The sequence below is a fragment of the Streptomyces sp. NPDC054883 genome, from assembly GCF_053610645.1.
In genome coordinates, this window is the sequence record NZ_JBSGYT010000003.1 from 1 (window position 1) to 18,106 (window position 18,106).

General features: G+C 74.4%; 18 protein-coding genes. 9 read left to right on the plus strand and 9 right to left on the minus strand.

The window, feature by feature from the left end:
* Positions 1-47: 47 nt before the first annotated feature.
* The 5 genes from pqqB to pqqA form a co-directional block, all read right to left on the minus strand.
* Positions 48-947, minus strand: coding sequence for a pyrroloquinoline quinone biosynthesis protein PqqB (pqqB, locus tag ACWGH1_RS03680; protein ID WP_453356082.1), 900 nt, complete (start codon positions 945-947; stop codon positions 48-50).
* Positions 944-2,068, minus strand: a complete 1,125-nt coding sequence (gene pqqE, locus ACWGH1_RS03685; RefSeq protein ID WP_453356083.1) for a pyrroloquinoline quinone biosynthesis protein PqqE — start codon at positions 2,066-2,068, stop codon at positions 944-946. The genes pqqB and pqqE overlap by 4 nt, the downstream gene beginning before the upstream one ends.
* Positions 2,059-2,313, minus strand: a complete 255-nt coding sequence (gene pqqD, locus ACWGH1_RS03690; protein ID WP_453356084.1) for a pyrroloquinoline quinone biosynthesis peptide chaperone PqqD — start codon at positions 2,311-2,313, stop codon at positions 2,059-2,061. The genes pqqE and pqqD overlap by 10 nt, the downstream gene beginning before the upstream one ends.
* A gap of 31 nt (positions 2,314-2,344) precedes the next feature.
* Positions 2,345-3,043, minus strand: coding sequence for a pyrroloquinoline-quinone synthase PqqC (pqqC, locus tag ACWGH1_RS03695; RefSeq protein WP_453356085.1), 699 nt, complete (start codon positions 3,041-3,043; stop codon positions 2,345-2,347).
* An 82-nt stretch (positions 3,044-3,125) separates the two neighbouring features.
* Positions 3,126-3,245: a pyrroloquinoline quinone precursor peptide PqqA gene (pqqA, locus tag ACWGH1_RS03700; RefSeq protein ID WP_453356086.1), complete on the minus strand. Its 120-nt coding sequence runs from the start codon at positions 3,243-3,245 to the stop codon at positions 3,126-3,128.
* A gap of 173 nt (positions 3,246-3,418) precedes the next feature.
* Here pqqA and ACWGH1_RS03705 point away from each other — a divergent pair, with 173 nt between their 5' ends.
* From ACWGH1_RS03705 to ACWGH1_RS03720, 4 genes are all read left to right on the plus strand, one after another.
* Positions 3,419-4,051, plus strand: a complete 633-nt coding sequence (locus ACWGH1_RS03705) for a hypothetical protein (protein WP_453356087.1) — start codon at positions 3,419-3,421, stop codon at positions 4,049-4,051.
* A 115-nt stretch (positions 4,052-4,166) separates the two neighbouring features.
* Positions 4,167-4,415: a ferredoxin gene (locus tag ACWGH1_RS03710; protein ID WP_453356089.1), complete on the plus strand. Its 249-nt coding sequence runs from the start codon at positions 4,167-4,169 to the stop codon at positions 4,413-4,415.
* Positions 4,408-5,799 (plus strand): NAD(P)/FAD-dependent oxidoreductase, encoded by a 1,392-nt coding sequence (locus tag ACWGH1_RS03715; protein WP_453408392.1) that lies wholly within the window; start codon positions 4,408-4,410, stop codon positions 5,797-5,799. Before ACWGH1_RS03710 ends, ACWGH1_RS03715 begins: the two co-directional genes overlap by 8 nt.
* A 25-nt stretch (positions 5,800-5,824) precedes the next feature.
* Positions 5,825-7,063: a cytochrome P450 gene (locus ACWGH1_RS03720; RefSeq protein ID WP_453357453.1), complete on the plus strand. Its 1,239-nt coding sequence runs from the start codon at positions 5,825-5,827 to the stop codon at positions 7,061-7,063.
* 61 nt (positions 7,064-7,124) lie between these two features.
* On the opposite strand, the gene ACWGH1_RS03725 is transcribed toward ACWGH1_RS03720, so the two are convergent.
* Complete coding sequence (locus ACWGH1_RS03725; RefSeq protein ID WP_453408393.1) at positions 7,125-7,859, minus strand: tyrosine-protein phosphatase; 735 nt, start codon at positions 7,857-7,859, stop codon at positions 7,125-7,127.
* Positions 7,860-7,926: 67 nt separating this feature from the next.
* Entirely contained in the window at positions 7,927-8,595 is a 669-nt protein-coding gene (locus tag ACWGH1_RS03730) for an O-methyltransferase (protein ID WP_453356604.1), read from the minus strand.
* 198 nt (positions 8,596-8,793) lie between these two features.
* Between ACWGH1_RS03730 and ACWGH1_RS03735 the strand changes: the two genes are divergently transcribed.
* Positions 8,794-11,124: an immune inhibitor A domain-containing protein gene (locus ACWGH1_RS03735; protein WP_453356603.1), complete on the plus strand. Its 2,331-nt coding sequence runs from the start codon at positions 8,794-8,796 to the stop codon at positions 11,122-11,124.
* Between the two features lie 24 nt (positions 11,125-11,148).
* Here the strand turns inward: ACWGH1_RS03735 and tsaD are convergent, their stop codons facing one another.
* Together tsaD and ACWGH1_RS03745 are read right to left on the minus strand one after the other, a co-directional pair.
* Positions 11,149-12,216, minus strand: a complete 1,068-nt coding sequence (tsaD, locus tag ACWGH1_RS03740; RefSeq protein WP_453408394.1) for a tRNA (adenosine(37)-N6)-threonylcarbamoyltransferase complex transferase subunit TsaD — start codon at positions 12,214-12,216, stop codon at positions 11,149-11,151.
* An 88-nt stretch (positions 12,217-12,304) separates the two neighbouring features.
* On the minus strand, positions 12,305-13,357 hold the full coding sequence (locus tag ACWGH1_RS03745) for a phosphatidylinositol-specific phospholipase C domain-containing protein (RefSeq protein ID WP_453355298.1): 1,053 nt from the start codon (positions 13,355-13,357) through the stop codon (positions 12,305-12,307).
* A gap of 238 nt (positions 13,358-13,595) precedes the next feature.
* On the opposite strand from ACWGH1_RS03745, the gene ACWGH1_RS03750 reads away from it, so the two are divergent.
* From ACWGH1_RS03750 to ACWGH1_RS03765, 4 genes are all read left to right on the plus strand, one after another.
* The gene (locus tag ACWGH1_RS03750) at positions 13,596-14,531 is read left to right on the plus strand and encodes a trypsin-like serine peptidase (RefSeq protein WP_453355297.1); all 936 of its coding nucleotides are present in this window, start codon (positions 13,596-13,598) and stop codon (positions 14,529-14,531) included.
* 735 nt (positions 14,532-15,266) lie between these two features.
* On the plus strand, positions 15,267-16,583 hold the full coding sequence (gene cbiE, locus ACWGH1_RS03755; protein WP_453355296.1) for a precorrin-6y C5,15-methyltransferase (decarboxylating) subunit CbiE: 1,317 nt from the start codon (positions 15,267-15,269) through the stop codon (positions 16,581-16,583).
* Positions 16,580-17,329 carry a precorrin-4 C(11)-methyltransferase gene (gene cobM, locus ACWGH1_RS03760; RefSeq protein WP_453355295.1) on the plus strand — a complete coding sequence of 250 codons (750 nt, stop codon included), beginning with the start codon at positions 16,580-16,582 and terminating at the stop codon, positions 17,327-17,329. The genes cbiE and cobM overlap by 4 nt, the downstream gene beginning before the upstream one ends.
* Positions 17,319-18,092 carry a cobalt-precorrin-6A reductase gene (locus tag ACWGH1_RS03765; protein ID WP_453355294.1) on the plus strand — a complete coding sequence of 258 codons (774 nt, stop codon included), beginning with the start codon at positions 17,319-17,321 and terminating at the stop codon, positions 18,090-18,092. Before cobM ends, ACWGH1_RS03765 begins: the two co-directional genes overlap by 11 nt.
* Positions 18,093-18,106: the final 14 nt, after the last annotated feature.

Sequence of the window (18,106 nt, forward strand, 5' to 3'; positions counted from 1 at the left end):
CGGCTGCCCCGACGGGCAGCCGGACCCTCTTCGTACCGGCGGGGTGCTCAGAGTTCGATGCGCGTTCCGTCCGCCGGGATCTCCGCCCCCGCCGCGCGGACCTCCAGGTGGGCGGCGGAGTCCGGGTCGGCCATCGGGTTGGTGTTGTTGAGGTGGGTGTACGCCCACCGGGTGCCCGGCCGCGCGGCTCGCACCCGCCGCACGCGCTCCAGGCTGCCGCCCTCCCCGAGCACCGGGAGGTGTCCCATCGCCGCCTGCGGGGCCGTCGTCCCGGCGGAGCCCGTCGCACCGCCGAACTCCCGCGCCGTCAGGAACGTACCGTCGAGCAGGACGTAGCCGGCCCCGGCGGTGAAGGCGTCGAAGCCGTCCGGCCAGTCGGCGAGGCAGGGCGCGTACACGAACGCCCCGCCCGTCGCCGGGTCGTCGAAGCGGTAGGCGTACACCCAGGGGCCCGGCTGGCCGGAGGCCCGCGCGTACTTGGGGCGTTTGTCCCCGACCGCGAAGGCCGTGACCCGCAGCCCCCCGATGTCGTGCGCGGCGCCCGCGGGCAGCTCGGACCACTCCCAGCCGCTGTAGCCGCCCAGGACCGCGCGGACCGGGAAGCCCTCGCCCAGCGCCCCGAGCACGGCCCGGCCGGCCCACACCCGCAGTCCGGCCCCCTCGCGGAGCATCATCAGGCCGAGCGTGTGGTCGAGTTCGGCGTCCGTGAGCAGCACTCCGCGCACCGGGGTCTGGCGCGGACCCGGGCCCGCCGCCAGCTCCGGGGTCGCCAGGATCTGGGTACGGATGTCGGGCGAGGCGTTGACGAGGTACCAGTCGGCGCCGTTCGCGCTGACGGCGACGCCGTCCTGGGAGCGGGCGGGTGCGCCCGACGTGCAGACCGGGCAGGCACAGTTCCACTGCGGGCAGCCGCCGCCCGCCGCGGTGCCGAGCACGACGGCCTTCACCGGCGCACCGCCACGGGTCCGCGCATGACCAGCTCGGGCGGCGCCGCGCCGGGCGTCGCCAGCAGCAGGTCGACGACGCCGCGCTGGTCCGACTTGGAGCAGACCGGGTCGGTGGCCGCCGCGTCACCGGTGAGCAGGAACGCCTGGCAGCGGCAGCCGCCGTGGTCGACGGAGCGCCGGTCGCAGCTGCGGCAGAGGTCGGGCATCCACTCCTCGCCCCGGTAGGCGTTGAAGGAGCCCGACCTGTACCAGATCTCGCCGAGCGGGGTGTCCTTCACGTTGTCGAGGTCGAGGGTGGTGATCGCGCCCGCGGCGGGGCAGGGCAGCACGGTCCCGTCGGGGGCGACGGTGAGCTGGAGCGCGCCCCAGCCGTGCATGCACGGCTTGGGGTAGGGCTCGTAGTAGTCCGCGAGGACGTACACGATCTCCATCGTGCCCTTCAGCCGCTCGATGGCGGCCCGGACGACGGGTTCGGCGGCCGCCAGTTGTCCGGGCGTGGGCATCAGGGCCGCGCGGTTGCGCAGCGCCCAGCCGTAGTACTGGGTGTTGGCGAGCTCCAGGCGGTCGGCGCCCATGGTCTCGGCGAGCTCGATGAGCCCGGCGAGCTGGTCGTGGTTGCCCCGGTGCAGCACGGCGTTGACGGTCAGCGGCAGGCCGCGGGCGCGGACCAGCGCCGCGGCGGTGATCTTGTGGTGGTGGGCCTTGGCGCCGGCGAGCAGGTCGGCCCGCTCGGCGGTCGCCCCCTGCACCGACAGCTGTACGTGGTCCAGTCCGCGTTCGGCCAGGTCCGCGAGGCGCGCCTCGGTCAGCCCGAGGCCGCTCGTGACGAGGTTGACGTACGCGCCCAGGCCGCTGACGTGCGAGACGAGCTCGGGCAGGTCGGGGCGGGCCAGCGGCTCGCCGCCGGACAGGTGCACCTGGAGGACGCCGATGTCGCGGGCCTGGGTGAACACCTCGGTCCACTGCCCGGTGCTCAGCTCCTTCTCCCGCTCGATGAGTTCGAGCGGGTTGGAGCAGTAGCCGCAGTGCAGGGGACAGCGGTGGGTGAGTTCGGCGAGCAGGCCGAGCGGCGGGGCGGCCGCCGGTGCCGGGGCGGGGGTCGGACCGGGGGTCAGATCCATCGGACGACCCCGTTCTCGGTGAGCCGTGCCAGCACCGCGCCGACCTCGTCCTCGCGCACCCCGGCGTAGGTGTCGCCCAGCGCCTCGGCGATCCGCGGGACGGTCGTCGCCCCGTCGCACAGTTCGAGGACCGAGACGGCGGTGCGGTTGGGCACGAGCACCCCCTCGGGGTGGAGGACGACGTGGGCCCGCCGGGTCTTGTCGTAGATGAGCCGCACACCGCGGCCGAGTACGGGCCGCTCCACGGCCACTCCTTCTCGAAGGTCCGGTTCGCCGTCAGCCGTGTTCGGCGACGGCGGCGCGTTCGATGGCGTCCAGCATCAGCCAGAGCACTTCGCACTTGAAGCGGAGCGCGGCCACGGCCGCGTCCTGCTGCTCGCGCGTGGTGGCGTACCGGACGACGATGTCGAGGGTGCCCTTGCCCTCACCGGAGACCGCTTCGATCCGGTCGGTGAAGTAGGCGAGGTCCTCGGCGCCGATCCAGTCGTAGTGGGCGAGCATGTCGGTGACCCTGCGGGTCATCAGGTGTCCGGCGAACATCTCCGTCAGGCCGGAGGCGACCGCCTCGGTCCACGGCCTGGTGCGGGCGAAGGTGACGTACGCGTCGACCGCGAACCGCACCCCGGGCAGCAGGTGGCGTTCGTCCAGCACTTCCTCGCGGGTCAGGCCCACGGCCTGGCACAGCCGCAGCCACCGCTCGATGCCGCCCTCGTCGCCGGGGGTGCCGTCGTGGTAGGCGAGGCGGTCCACCCAGGCGCGCCGGACCTCGGGCAGCGGGCAGTTGCTGATGATCGCGGCGTCCTTCTGCGGCAGCATGCGCTGGTAGTACCAGCGGTTCGCGGCCCACAGCCGCAGCTCGCGCCGGTCCAGGGCGCCGCCGTGCAGCCGCTGGTGGAAGGGGTGAGCGCCCCAGTACGAGGAGGACAGCCCGCGCAGGGCGCCGATGAACTCGGACTCGCCCAGAAGTGTCGTCATCTCTTGTTTCCCGCCCGTGTCTCGTGGCTGCGCCGGTGGCGGGAGCCGGTGTCCGCCGGGCTCCCGCCGATCGGGGGCCGGTTCACTTCTCCAGACGCGCGGCGTAGGCCGTGACCTCGAAAGCGGTCTCGAACGCGACGAAGTCGGGGGTCGTCCACGCTTCGGTGGTCCACGCCTCGGGGGTCTCGGTGACTTCAGCCATGGTGCTGCTCCTTCGCTCGGTGCCCTGCCGATATCGGCAGAAACCTACGGCCGCGCGCGTGCGCCGCCGATCCCCTAAGCACCCCTGAACCCTGCCCGGCACCCCTGTCACGGACGTCACCCGGCTGGGTGACCCCGTTGGCAGCCCGGCCGGGAGCCCGGCTTGCTGGACGGATGAGAGAGCGATCCCCGGGTCCGGCCCGGACGAAGAACCTGGAGACCCCGCGGGCGGCGGGAATGGCGGGCATCGTCTTCGCGGTCCTGCTGGCGGCAACGATCGTGCTCGCCCGGATCGGGCTGCCGGAAGGGGCCGGCGGCGCCACCGTGCAGATCGACGCGGGCCAGCGGAACGCGGTGAACACGGCGGTGGAGCTCGTCCCCTTCGCCGGCATCGCCTTCCTCTGGTTCATGGGCGCCGTGCGCGCGCACACCGGGGAGGCCGAGGACCGGTTCGTCGCCACCGTCTTCCTGGGCAGCGGGCTGGTCTTCGTCGCCTGTCTCTTCGGCGCCGCCGCGGCCGCGGGGACGGTGCTCTCCGGCGACCAGCCCCAGGACTTCGGCCGGCACTTCGCGTACGAGCTGCTCACGACGTACGGGATGCGGATGGCCGCCGTCTTCGTCTTCGCGACGTCCACCATCGGACGCAAGCTGGGCTCGTTCCCGCGCGCCCTGAGTCTGGCCGGGGTGGCGGCCGGCCTGGTCCTCCTGGTGGCGGGATCCTCCTTGCCGTGGTCGGAGCTGGTGTTCCCCGCCTGGGCGCTGCTGATCAGCGGCTACATCCTGCGGGCCGCCGGCCGGACCGCGTGAGGTACTCCGAACCCGCGGCCGTCACCCCGATGGTCCGCGTGGACGGGCCGGGACGGCGCCCGCCCGGCACGCTGGTCCGGGGAGCCGAGGGGGTCACCGAAAGGACCGCACGTTGCTGAGGCTTGTCGTCGATCTCAACCGGTGCCAGGGATACGCGCAGTGCGCCTTCCTCGCGCCCGACGTCTTCGCGATGCACGGGGACGAGGGGCTCCTCTACGATCCGCAGGCCGAGGAGGCCCAGCGCGAGCGGCTGGCGCAGGCCGCCGCCGCCTGCCCCGTCCAGGCCATCCTCGTGGACGACCTCGACCGCGACCAGGGCCCGGGCCGCGGCCTGACGGCCGCCGCGGAGGCCCGCGATGCATGAAGCGACCCTGGACCACCTCAAGCGCGAGGGCCGGATCGTCGTGGTCGGCGCCTCGCTCGCCGGCCTGCGCGCCGCCGAGACCATCCGCGACAAGGGCTTCACCGGCTCGCTGACCATGATCGGCGACGAGCCGTACGAGCCCTACGACCGCCCGCCCCTCTCCAAGGGGGTGCTGCTCGGCAAGTCGACGGCCGAACGCACCGCACTGCCCCGCCGCCGCGCCATCGACGCCGAGTGGCGGCTCGGCGTGGCGGCCGCCGGTCTCGACATGGCGGCCCGGACGGTGAAGCTGGCCGACGGCGACGAGGTCCCGTACGACCGGCTGCTGATCGCCACCGGGGTACGGGCCCGGCCCTGGCCCAACGCGGCCGAAGGCGAGCTCGACGGGGTGTTCGTGCTGCGCACCCGCGACGACGGCGCGGCGCTGGCGCGGCGGCTGGACGCCGGGCCCCGCCGGGTCCTGGTGATCGGTGCCGGATTCACCGGCTCGGAGATCGCCTCGGCGTGCCGGGAGCGCGGACTGCCGGTCACCGTCGCCGAACGCGGCGACGCGCCCCTCGTCGGGGCGCTGGGCGGGGTGATCGGGGCCGTGGCCGCCGAGCTCCAGCGCGAACACGGCGTCGACCTGCGCACCGGCGTCATGGTCACCGGCCTGGAGGGCGACTCCACCGGCCGGGTGCGGGCCGCGCACCTCTCCGACGGCAGCACGCTGGACTGCGACGTGGTGGTCGTCTCGCTGGGCGCCCAGCGCAACACCGAGTGGCTGGCCGGCTCGGGGCTCGGCGCGGGCCCGCGCGGCATCGCCTGCGACGCGGGCTGCCGGGCCTTCGACATCCGGGGCATCGTCACCGACGACATCTACGTGGCGGGCGACGTGGCCCGCTCCCCGCATCCCCTGTTCGGGTACCAGTTCCTGTCGCTCGAGCACTGGGGCAACGCCGTCTCCCAGGCGGAGACGGCGGCGCACAACATGCTCAGCGTGAGCACCGACCGGCGCCCGCACATCTGGGTGCCGGCCTTCTGGTCCTCGCAGTTCGGGGTCAACATCAAGTCCGTCGGCGTGCCGTCGATGGGCACCGAGATCATGATCACCCAGGGCTCGCGCACGGAACGCCGCTTCACCGGTGTCTACGGGTACCAGGGCCGCGTCATCGGGGCCGTCACCTTCGACAACTCCCGGTGGCTGCAGTTCTACCAGCAGCAGATCGAGACGACCGCGCCGTTCCCGGTGCCGTTCACGACGGTCGACCGGCGCCCGGACGGGCACCGGCCCGTCCCGGCCGACTTCCCCGACCCGTCCGTGCCCACGCACGGTCCGACCATCACCCTCAGCGGATATTCGCCGGCCGACCGGCGGATGACGTTCACCCCCGCCGGGCACTGACCCGCAGGCCCCCGGAGGACCCGCAATGACCCACGGCATCCTGAGCGACATCCTGGACTACGCCAACCGCGCGAACCCGTACCCCCTGTACGAGGAACTGCGCAGGACTCCCGTCTTCCACGACGGGAGCGGGCCGTACGTCATCAGCACCTACTACGAGATCCAGAGCCTGCTGCACGACCCGCGGCTCAGCTCCGACGCCCGCAACCTGGCCGCGACGGCCGGGGACCCGCTGGCGGGCGAGGCCGAGGAGGAGGGCGGGACCCTGCCGCCCAGCTTCCTCAAGCTGGATCCGCCCGAACACGACCGGCTGCGCCGGATGGCCAACCGGCCCTTCGGCCCGCCGCACTCCCCGCGCCGCGTCGACGGGATGCGGGACGACCTGCGCTCCATCGTCACCGGCCTGATCGACGGCCTGGGGGACCCCGACCGGATCGACCTGGTCGACCAGTTCGCGTACCCGTTCCCCGTCACCATGATCTGCCGCCTGCTGGGGGTCCCGCACGAGGACGAGCCCCGCTTCCACGTCTGGGCGGACGCGCTCGCCGCGAGCCTGGACCCCGATCCGGACGCGGATCCCGCCGACCGCCAGCGCAAGACCCACGACATGCGGATGGAGCTCGGCATGTACCTGGCCGGGCTGATCGAGGAGCGGCGCAAGCAGCCCGGTGACGACATGCTCTCGCAGCTGGCCGCCGGCCACGGGCAGGACGAGTCCATGTCGACCATGGAGCTGCTCAGCACGGCCGCCCTGCTGCTGATCGCCGGCCACGAGACCACGGTCAACCTGATCACGAACGGGATGCTCACGCTGCTGCGCAACCCCGGCGTACTGGAACGGCTGCGCCACGACCCGGCGCTCGCGGCGCCGCTGGTGGAGGAGCTGCTGCGGTTCGAGCCGCCGGTGCAGTTGCTGCCGCAGCGCACCCCGCTCGTGGACATCGAGGTGCGCGGGGTCACCATCCCCAAGGGCTCCTCGATGTGGCTGATCCTCGCCTCGGGCAACCGGGACCCGCAGCGCTTCGAGAACCCCGACCGCTTCGACCCCGACCGCCGGGACATCCAGCACCTGGGCCTCGGCAGCGGCATCCACAGCTGCTTCGGCGCTCCCCTGGCCCGGCTGGAGGCCCAGCTGGCCCTCACCGAACTGGCCCGCCGCCTCCACAACCCCCGCCTCCTGGAGGACCCGCCCCCCTACCGGCAGAACGCCGTCCTGCGCGGTCCCCGCCACCTGCGCATCGCCTGCGACGAGGTGCGCGCGTAGGCCCTGTCCGGGCGGTCTTACCGGGCCCCGGGCGGTACGGCCGCCCGGGGCCCCCGCGGGTTCAGCCGGTCAGCAGCCGGTCCCGGAGCCGGGAGACCGTGGCCGGGGTGATCCCGGCCCGGTCGAGGAGGTAGCCGGAGGGGGAGCCGTAGCGGGCGGTCAGGTCGTCCAGGACGAGCGCCAGGACCGTCTCCGGGGCGCGGCCGTACGAGGGCCAGCGCATCGTGCGCCCCGGATTGACGGTGTGCCAGTCGGCGAGGAGGCGGGCCGTCGCGCGTTCGGTGAGGGCGAAGTCGGCCAGGACGTCCTCCCGCGCGACGCCGAGCAGCGTCAGTACGAAGGCGGCGATCAGCCCGGTGCGGTCCTTGCCGGACGTGCAGTGGAACACCGTGGCCCCCGGCTCGGCCCCGGCGATCAGCTCGACGGCCTGCCGGATCTCCCCGGCCCCGTCCTCGGCCACCTCGGCGGCCCGGTCCGCGAGGTAGCGCCAGGGGTCGACGGCGGGATCGATCGCGGCCTGGTCGTAGGGCCGGTGCTCGATGCTGAGGTTGGCGTACACGAACCGGTGCGGCTCGGGCACCCGCCCCTTGGCGTCGGCCTCCCACGGGTAGCGCAGGTCGATCACGGTCCGTATGCCGAGCTCCAGGAACCGCTCCCAGTCGTCCCCCCGGAGTTTGCCGAGGGAGTCGGAGCGGTAGAGCGCGCCCCAGGCGACCCGGCGGCCGTCGAGGCCGCGGTAGCCGCCCAGGTCGCGGAAGTTGTGCAGACGCTCGAACTCGATGTGGCGGCTCGTCATGTGCGGGGCTCCTGTCCGGCGCGGTGGTCTTCCGGTCAGGATCATGCCGCAGCCGGCCCGGGCGCGGTCAGCGCTTGCGCGCCACCGTGAGGCCGTCCGCGACGGGCAGGGTCACCGACTCCACCCTCTGGTCGGCGCGCACGTGCGCGTTGAACTCCCGGATGGCCAGGGCGTTGCCGGTGGCGTCGGGGTGTACCGCCTTGCCGCCGTACAGGACGTTGTCCGCGAGCAGCAGGCCGCCCGGGCGTACGCGGGGGACGAGTTCGTCCCAGTAGGCCCGGTAGCCGGTCTTGTCGGCGTCGAGGAACACCAGGTCGATCACCGGCTCGGGCGGCAGCTCGCGCAGGGTCTCCAGGGCGGGGGCGATCCTCAGCTCGATGCGGTCGGCCACCTCGGCCGCCTTCCAGGCCTCCTGGGCGATGCTCGTCCACTCCTCGGAGACGTCGCAGGTGAGCACCTTGCCACCGGGCAGCAGGCCTTGGGCGAGGGCGAGCGTGGAGTAGCCGGTGAAGGTGCCGACTTCGACGATCCGCAGGGCGCCGGCCAGCTTGGCCAGCAGGGTGAGGAAGACGCCCTGCTCGTGCGGGACCTGCATCTCGGACGGGCCGCCGAGCGCGTGCGTGCGCTCGATCAGCTGCCGCTGGACCGGGGTGACCGGTTCGGCCTGTTCGAGCAGGTAGGCGTACACCTCGGGGGTGAGGGGCACGGTCTTCACTTCGCCGGGGTTGCGGGTCATGGAGTCGCGTTGTCCTTCCGTCGGGGATGCGCGCGTGCGGCGCGGTGCCATCGTGTCCGGCCGCACCGCTCCCCCGCATCCGCGTTTCCAGCAGGGCAACGACGGCGCTGCCCCTTCGGAAACGGCGCCGCCACCCATCTACCGATGCCCTGTCACATGTGAAATATTACCTGCGCTCCCTGTCAACTCCCCGGAAGGATGCCCGCGTTGCGCAGATTCGCCGTGGCGGGTGTGGCGATATCCCTCGCCCTCCTCGCCGCCACCCCCGCCCATGCCGCCTCACCGCCACCGCCCCCGGCGGCCGGACAGCAGGCCCAGCAGGCCCCGGCCCCACCGCCCGCACCGCTCGAACTGCAACGCCAGGCGCTGCGCCGCCAGGCCCTCGAAGGGATCGCGGCCGGCGCCGGCCGCGGCCCCGGCGCGCTGCGCGCCGAGTCCGACGGCACCCTCCCCCGCCGGGCCAAGGTCGGCGACCGGTACGTCGAACTGGCCCAGGAGCGCAAGGACAAGGTCTTCGTGATCCTCGCCGAGTTCGGTGACCAGGTGGACACGACCACCGAGTTCGAGGGCAAGCCGCGCTTCGGCGGCACGCCGGGGCCCCGCCACGACACCATCGGCAAGCCGGCGGCCGACGACAACCACACCTTGTGGCGCAGGGACTTCGACCGGTCCTTCTACCAGCGGCAGTTCTTCTCCGACGCGCCGGAGTCGGCGAGCATGCGCGCCTACTACCGGCTCCAGTCCTCGGGCCGCTACGACATGGACGGCACCGTCACCGACTGGGTCAGGCTGCCCTGGAACGAGGCCCGTTACGGCACGGACAACTGCTCCGAGCCCGGCCAGTGCCGCACCAACTGGGACCTGGTCCGCGACGCCACCACCGCCTGGTACGACTCCGAGCGCGCGAAGGGCCGTACGGCCGCCGACATCAAGGCGCAGCTGGCCGAGTACGACCAGTGGGACCGCTACGACGCCGACCACGACGGCAACTTCAACGAGCCCGACGGCTACCTCGACCACCTCGTGGTCGTACACGCGGGCAAGGACCAGACCTGGGGCGGCGGCGCCCAGGGCAAGGACGCCGTCTGGGCGCACCGCTGGTTCGCGTACTGGGACCAGGCCGGCAGCGCCGGCCCGGCGGGCAACAAAGCGGGCGGCACCCCCGTCGGCGACACCGGCATCTGGGCGGGCGACTACCTCACGGGCGGCGAGAACAGCGGGGCCGGCCTGTTCTCGCACGAGTTCGGCCACGATCTGGGACTGCCGGACCTCTACAGCTCCGACGGGGACAACAGCGTCAACTTCTGGTCGCTGATGTCCTCGGCCTCCTACCTCGGCAAGCGCCCGGGCGGCACCGGCGAGTTCCCGGGTGACCTCGATCCGTGGAGCAAGCTCCAGCTGGGCTGGCTGGAGTACACCGAGGCCGACGCGGGCCGCAGGACCCGCGCGACCCTCGGCGTGTCCGGGTACAACACCGAGGATCCCCAGGCGCTGCTGGTGCACCTGCCGCCCGCACGGACCACCACCGAGCTGACCGACCCGTACGAGGGCGCGAGCCAGTGGTGGAGCGGCACCGGCGACTTCATGGACAACACGCTCGGCCGGACCGTCGACCTCACCGGTGCGAGCGGGCCCGTCCGGCTGGACGCCCGCGTCTGGTACGACATCGAGAAGGACTTCGACTTCCTGACGGTGGAGGCCTCCACGGACGGCGGCTCCGTCTGGACCCCCCTCCCGGGCACCGTGGACGGGACGCCGGTCCCGGCCAAGGGCGTCTCCGGCACCTCGGCCGGCTGGACACGGCTGTCGGTGCCGCTCGACGCCTTCGCGGGCCGCGAGTTCCGGCTGCGGCTGCGCGTCACCTCGGACGGCAACACCCACGGCAGGGGCGTCACCTTCGACGACGTCCGCATCACCGCCGACGGCGGCCGCGAGGTGCTGCGCGACGGCGCGGAGCAGGGGGCGAACGGCTGGACGGCGCTCAAGTGGTCCCGTACCGAGGGCCGCAACGGCACCGAGGAGCACCCGCGCGCCTACTTCGTCGAGAACCGCCGCTACACGGGCTACGGCAGCCTGCTCAAGACGGGCCCGTACAACTTCGGTTTCACCGGCGACCGGGTGGAGTTCTTCCCGTACCAGGAAGGTGTGCTCGTCTGGCTCTGGGACACCGCGTTCAGCGACAACACCACCAAGGCGCACCCGGGCGGCGGGCTGCTGCTGCCGGTGGACGCCCGGCCGGAGCCGCTGAAGTCCGCCGACGGCAGCCTGCTCAACGCCCGGGCGCAGACCTTCGACGCCCCCTTCTCGCTCCGGGCGAGCCGACGGATCGTGCTGCACAAGGCGGGCACCCCGTTGGTGGTCCCGTCGCGGCCCGGCGTCGCGGTCTTCGACGACCGTCACGGGTCCTACTGGAACGCGGAACTGCCGCAGCTCGGGGTGAAGGTCCCCGACACCGGCACCCGGATCGCGGTGGTGAAGGAGGCTTCGGGCGGCGCGCTGACCACGGTCCAGGTGAGCCCGTCCCCCTGACCCGGAGGGGGCGGGCCGCCGGGTTCAGCCGGCGGCCCGCGGGTTCAGCGCGGCGTACTCCAGCGGCGCGGACGGATCGACGGTGAGGGCGTACGGGGCCGGTTCCGCGCCGGCCCGCACCAACAGGTCGCCAACGGCGGCGATCATGGCGCCGTTGTCGGTGCACAGCGTCATCGGCGGGACCCGCAGGGCCATCCCGGCGGAGGCGCAGCGCCGCTCGGCGAGGGCGCGGACGCGGGAGTTGGCGGCCACCCCGCCGACCAGCACCAGCGTGCCGACCCCGTAGGCCGTGCAGGCCGCGACGGCCTTGCGGGTCAGGACGTCGGCCACCGCCTCCTGGAGCGAGGCGGCGCCGTCGGCGACGGGGAGCTCCTGCCCCCGCAGCCGGTGGCCCTCCGCCCAGCGGGCGGCGGCCGTCTTGAGCCCCGAGAAGGAGAACGAGTAGGCGTACGGGTCCTGCGCGCGCGGCCCGCCGGTCAGCGGGCGGGGGAAGGCGACGGCCGCGGGGTCGCCGCCGCGGGCGGCCCGGTCGATGGCCGGGCCGCCCGGGTAGGGCAGGCCGAGCACCCGGGCGACCTTGTCGAAGCATTCGCCGGCGGCGTCGTCCAGGGTGTCGCCCAGGTGCAGGATCGGCTCGCGCACCAGGTCCCGTACCAGCAGCAGCGAGGTGTGCCCGCCGGAGACGATCAGCACCACGCAGGGGTCGGGCAGCGGCCCGTGCTCCAGCGTGTCGGCGGCGACGTGTCCGGCCAGGTGGTGGACGCCGTACAGCGGCAGCCCGAGCGCGTAGGCGAGGGTCTTCGCCCCGGCGAGGCCGACCTGGAGCGCGCCGGAGAGGCCGGGGCCGGTGGTGACGGCGACCGCGTCGAGCTGCGAGGGGCGCAGGCCTGCCTGGTCGAGGGCACGGCGCACCACGGGGTTGAAGGCGTGCAGGTGGGCGCGGGCCGCGATCTCGGGGACGACCCCGCCGAAGCGGGCGTGCTCGTCCATGCTCGACGCGACGACGTGCGCGAGGAGCTTGCCATCGCGCACGATGCCCGCGCCCGTCTCGTCGCAGGACGACTCGATGCCCAGCACCACCGCAGATCCCACCGGCTACCCACCCTCAACCCTTATTGCGAAGTATTCGCAATAAGGGTACCGGGGTGGCGGGGCCGGGCCGGCCGCGCGCCCGCCCGCGCTATCCGCGCGGCACCACCGTGGCCAGGACCTTCGGCAGCGGGTACCAGTCCGCGGAGGCGATGGAGGCGTGGTGACCGGCCATCAGCGCGAGCCGGTCCAGCGCCTGCGCCTCGGTCGGGTGGACGCCGTCGATGGCCGGCGCCACGTTCTGGGCATCGGTGGCGATCAGCAGGTAGTGGTTGCGGTCGTACCAGCCGGCGTCGATGGAACCGCCCGCGTACGCACTCGCATCGCCGTCGAAGACCACGAACCACGGGCGCAGCGAGGCGTCGGCGTAACGGGCCCGCGGATCGCCCGCCGCGGCGCGGTGCACTGCCGGGAAGGCGGCGGCGCTGCCGAGCCTGCCCGAGGAGGCGAGGGTGCGCAGGTACGTGGCGTACTCCCGGTCGGTCCAGAGGGTGTCCGCGCCGTTGCCCTCCTCCACCGTGCCGGGGATCAGCTCCACGAGGAACTTCCCGGCCATGGCGGCGCGGCTCGGCCAGGCCCCGGCGCGGGCCGCGGTGTCCAGGTCGGGGTAGCCGGCGGCCAGCTGCCCGGGCCGGTAGACGGCGTCGCCGAGCTTGGCGGTGAGCAGCGCGTCGAGATCGGCCGGGCCGCGCCCGAGGTTGGCCGCGAAGCCGTCCTTGAGCTCCAGCTTGAGCACGACCGGACGGTGGCCGGGGTGCGCGTCGTGCCAGCTGCGGATGTCGGACAGGCAGCCCGCGAGGTTCTGGTCGCGGGACTTGGTGCGCAGCTGGGCGGGGCTGGTGGCGTTCTCGCAGTTGCTGTTGTTGCCGAAGGGATTGTCGTGCGCGACCCGCCAGGAACTGCCGAAGAAGTTGGTCCACACGTCGAGTTCGAGCATCGCGGCGCCGGAGTCCAGGGCGTCCGCGAAGTAGGGGTACTTGGCCTTCTCGTAGGCGTTGTGTACGCCGACCCCGGTGGATCCGGCGTAGGAGAGCCCCGGCTCGGCCCCGGCGGGGGCCGCCGCCCCCAGGGCGAGGCCCAGGCCGAGCGCCGCCGCCACCAGGCCGGCCAAAGCCGTGCCCCGCCACCTGTTCCGCAGTCTCATCTCTTCGGCTCCCCTCGGTCCACGACAGTCAAGTCGCCTGGAGAGTAGGGGAGTTCGATGTCGTCCGGAAGGACGGCGGGTGTCGGGAGGGGGCGCCCGCCCGTCCGGCTGTGAGGACCGACACACCGGATTCCGGAACTCCAGCCGGCCGCGGGCCGTCGGACGGGAGGAGCATCGTCAGGGGCGGGGACACATGGCCGGCACAGGCAGAGCGGGGAACGGCGCGGTACGGGTTTGCGTGCTGCTCGCGATCCTCGTCGCCCTGGTGGCGGGGGGCGCCCTGGTGTGGGGGCAGCTGGCCGCGGTCGCCTCCCACCGCGCGGACGGCGACCCCGGACAGGGCAGCTACCTCCAGGACCCGGAGCGCGCCGACCGCACGGCAGCGGACGTCCTGGACGGGATCGCGTCGGAGGGCGAGGACCTGCCGGCCGGCGCCGGGGCCTTCGCCGGGCCGGGATCCGGCTCCGATGCGTCCGGATCGCCGGTGCCGGTGCGGTGGGCGGACGGCGGCTGGCGGCCCTCCTCGCCGCTGCGGGCCCGCACGGCCGCCTCCGAGCCGGCGATCGGGGCGCTGTTCTCACCCGGCAACGACTGGGACGCCGACCACCACTGCTCGGCGAGCGTGGTGCACTCGCCCGACGGCGACCTCATCGCCACCGCCGCGCACTGTGTGTACCAGGACGGCTTCCGCACCAACCTGGCCTTCGTCCCCGGCTACCGCGACGGCAAGGCGCCGTACGGCGTGTGGGTACCCACCCGCATCGACGTGGACCCCCGCTGGACGGGTAGCGCGGACCCGGACCACGACGTGGCCTTCCTGCGGCTGCGCCGCCCCGGGCACCCCGGGGAGCGGCTGGAGGACGTCACCGGCGCGCTGACGATCCGCTTCCGCCCCCAACTGCCGGTCCCCGCACGGCTGGTCGGCTACCCGAACGACACCGAGCAGCCCCTGGACTGCTACAACACCGCCCGCGCCGAAGGCCTCACGCAGCTGCGGCTGGACTGCGCGGACGTACCCAACGGCACCAGCGGCGGCCCGGTCCTCACGGACGGGCACACCCTGATCGGGGTGATCGGCGGCCGGGACGGGGGCGGCGACGAGACCACCTCGTACAGCAGCTGGTTCGACGACTCGGTCCGGGCCCTCTACACCCGTGCGACCGGCGGCCGCTGACCGGCGCCGGCGGCGGGCCGGGGAGTACGGCGGCTGGGTGGTTGTCCGTAGCGTCGTCGTCCATGCCGCAGAGTCTGCGACCGGCCCCCGCCGCCCGAGCAGGGTCCACCCGGGGCGCCCGGAGGCGCACCGGGGGCGCCCGGGGCGCCCGGGCGGCGGACCCCGCCCCGGAAGCCCGGCCGCGATCGGCACAACGGGGCGCCGGCACCGGGGCGGTGGCCAACACCGGTGCCCGCACCCGGGGCGGAGCCACCCGCGCCCGCCGCCGAGCAGTGGAACACCACGCCCGCCCGGCCGGGAGGACCCTGCGGGCACCCGGACGGGAAACACCGGCCCCCGGCCGAGGGTGGGACGACCCGGGCGGTGGAACACCGCGCCCCTGCCGAGGGCCAGAAACCAGCGCCTGAACCCCCGGAGGGAACGACCGCGCCCACACCGGGCGGTGAAATGCCCGCCCCCGGCCGAGGGTGGGGCACCCGCACCCGGGGCGGCGCCCGACACCGGCGCTGCGCGGCGAAACACCCAACCGTGGCCAGGGGGCGAGACACCCGCACCCCGACCCGGGCGGCCAACCACCGCCCCCGGTCGGAGCCCGGGCCGGGGGCGGGATATCAAGGGGCCCGCGCTGCGGCGGTGGCGCAAGGGCGGCACCCGGTGCCACCCTGGTCCGGGGGCGGGGCGTCCCGACCAGTAGGCTGCGGGTCCACCCGCTTCCCGTCCCCGAGGTTCCGTGCAGTGAGCTCCGCAGCACCCCCCGCCCCCGTGACGGTCATCGGCCTCGGCGCCGACGGCTGGGCCGGGCTCACCGCCGCCGCGCGCTCCGCGCTGGCCACCGCCGAGGTGCTGATCGGCGGCCCCCGGCAGCTCGACCTGCTGCCGGCCGGGGACTGCCCCGGCGAGCGCGTCGCGTGGCCCAGCCCGCTGCGCCCGGCCGTGCCGAAGCTGATGGCCGAGCACGCCGGCCGCCGCATCGCCGTGCTGGCCAGCGGCGACCCCATGTTCTACGGGATCGGCCGCGCCCTCGCGCAGGAGCTCGGCCCGCACGCCCTGCTCGTCCACCCGCACCCCTCCTCCGTGTCGTACGCGTGCGCCCGGCTCGGCTGGCCGGTGGAGGACACCGAGGTGGTCACCGTCGTCGGCCGCCCGGTCGCCCGGCTAGCCGCCGCGCTGTACGAAGGGCGGCGGCTGCTCGTACTGAGCGCCGGAGCGGCGTCCCCGGGCGAGATTGCCGCCCTGCTCCGGGAACGCGGCTTCGGCCCCAGCCGGATGCGGGTGCTGGAACAACTCGGCTCCGAGGACGAGAACGCGTACGAGGGCCGGGCCGACGGCTGGGACCACGCCCCCGGCGATCCGCTGAACGTGGTGGCCGTCGACTGCCGCCGCGACCCCGGCGCCCCCGCGCCGCGGCTCGGCGCCACCCCGGGCCTGCCCGACACCGCGTACGAACACGACGGCCAGCTCACCAAACGGCACGTCCGCGCCGCGACCCTGTGCGCGCTCGCCCCGGCCCCCGGTGAACTGCTGTGGGACATCGGCGGCGGCTCGGGCTCGATCGGCATCGAGTGGATGCGCACCCACCCCTCCTGCCGCGCCGTGACCGTGGAACGGGTCCCGGAGCGCGCCGAGCGGATCGCCCGGAACGCGGCGGCGCTCGGCGTCCCGGGCCTGCGGGTGGTCACCGGCGCCGCCCCGGCGGCGCTCATCGACCTGCCCGCCCCCGACGCGGTGTTCATCGGCGGCGGCCTGACCGCGCCGGGGCTGCTGGACGCGGCCTGGGCGGCGCTCGCGCCCGGCGGCCGGCTGGTGGTCAACACGGTCACCCTGGAGTCGGAGGCCGTACTGACCGACCGCTACCGCCGGCACGGCGGTGAGCTGGTGAAGCTGGCCGTCGCGCACGCCGTGCCGGTCGGCGGCTTCACGGGCTGGCGGCAGGCGATGCCCGTCACCCAGTGGACCGTGACCAAGCCGTGGCCGGCGCCCGGGTCACCCGCGCCCCGGCCACCGGCGCCCCAACCACCGGCGACAGAGACGAAGGACCAGGACCGGACATGACCGTGTACTTCATCGGAGCGGGCCCCGGCGCCGCCGACCTGATCACCGTGCGCGGTGCCCGTACCCTGGCGGCCGCCCCGGTCTGCCTGTACGCGGGCAGCCTGGTCCCGCGCGAGCTGCTGGCCGAGTGCCCGCCGGGCGCCCGCCTGGTGGACACCTCGCAGCTGAACCTGGACGAGATCGTGGCCGAGTTCGTCCGGGCCCACGGCGCCGGCCAGGACGTGGCGCGGCTCCACTCCGGCGACCCCTCCGTCTTCTCCGCCGTGGCCGAGCAGATGCGGCGCCTGGACGCGGCCGGCATCCCCTACGAAGTCGTGCCGGGCGTACCGGCCTTCGCGGCGGCCGCGGCCGCGCTCAAGCGGGAACTCACCGTACCGACCGTCGGCCAGACCGTGATCCTGACCCGGATCGCCCAGCAGGCCACCCCGATGCCGCCCGGCGAGGACCTGGCCACGCTCGGCCGCAGTGGCGCGCTGCTCGTCCTGCACCTGGCCACCCGCTACGCGGACCGGGTCGTCGGCGAACTGCTGCCGTACTACGGGGCCGACTGCCCGGCGGCGGTCGTCGCGATGGCCAGCCGCCCCGACGAGCTGATCCTGCGCGGCACCCTGGCCGACATCGCGGACCAGGTGAAGGCGGCGGGCCTGGTGCGCACCGCGGTGATCCTGGTCGGCCGCACCCTCGGCGCCGAGCAGTTCCGCGACAGCCACCTGTACTCCGCCGAGCGCGACCGGCATGCCTGCTGAGACCTCCCCCGTGCGGCACGTCCTGATTCTGGGCGGCACGACGGAGGCCCGCCGCCTGGCGGAGGCGCTGGAGCCGGCGCCGTACCGGGTGACGACCTCGCTGGCGGGCCGGGTCGGCGCGCCGGTACTGCCGCCGGGCGAGACCCGGATCGGCGGCTTCGGCGGGCCGGCCGGGCTGGCCGCCTGGATCACCGCCCACGGGGTCACGCACCTGGTCGACGCCACCCACCCCTTCGCGGAGCGCATGAGCTTCAACGCGGCCGGGGCGGCCGCCCTTTCGGGGGTGCCGCTGCTGGCACTGCGCCGTCCCGGCTGGACGGCGGGGCCCGGCGACGACTGGCGCTTCACGGACTCCCTCGCCGGGGCGGCGGCGCTGGCGCCGGGGCTCGGCGCACGGATCTTCCTCAGCACCGGCCGGCAGGGCCTGCACCACTTCGCGCACCTCACCGAACCCTGGTTCCTGGTGCGTTCGGTGGACGCCCCGGACCCGCCGGCTCCCCCGCGCCTCGAAGTGCTGCTGTCCCGGGGCCCGTTCACGCTGGACGACGAGCGGGAGCTGCTGGCCGGGCACCGGATCGACGTCCTGGTGACCAAGGACAGCGGCGGCGGCGCCACGGCCCCGAAGCTCACCGCGGCCCGCGAGGCGGGTATCCCCGTGGTGGTGGTCCGCAGGCCCCCGGTCCCGACGGGGGTGCGGGAGACCGGTTCCACGGGGGCGGTCCTACGGTGGCTGGGCGGCGAGCCGCTGCCCGCAAAGGCCTGAGGGCCGGGACACCG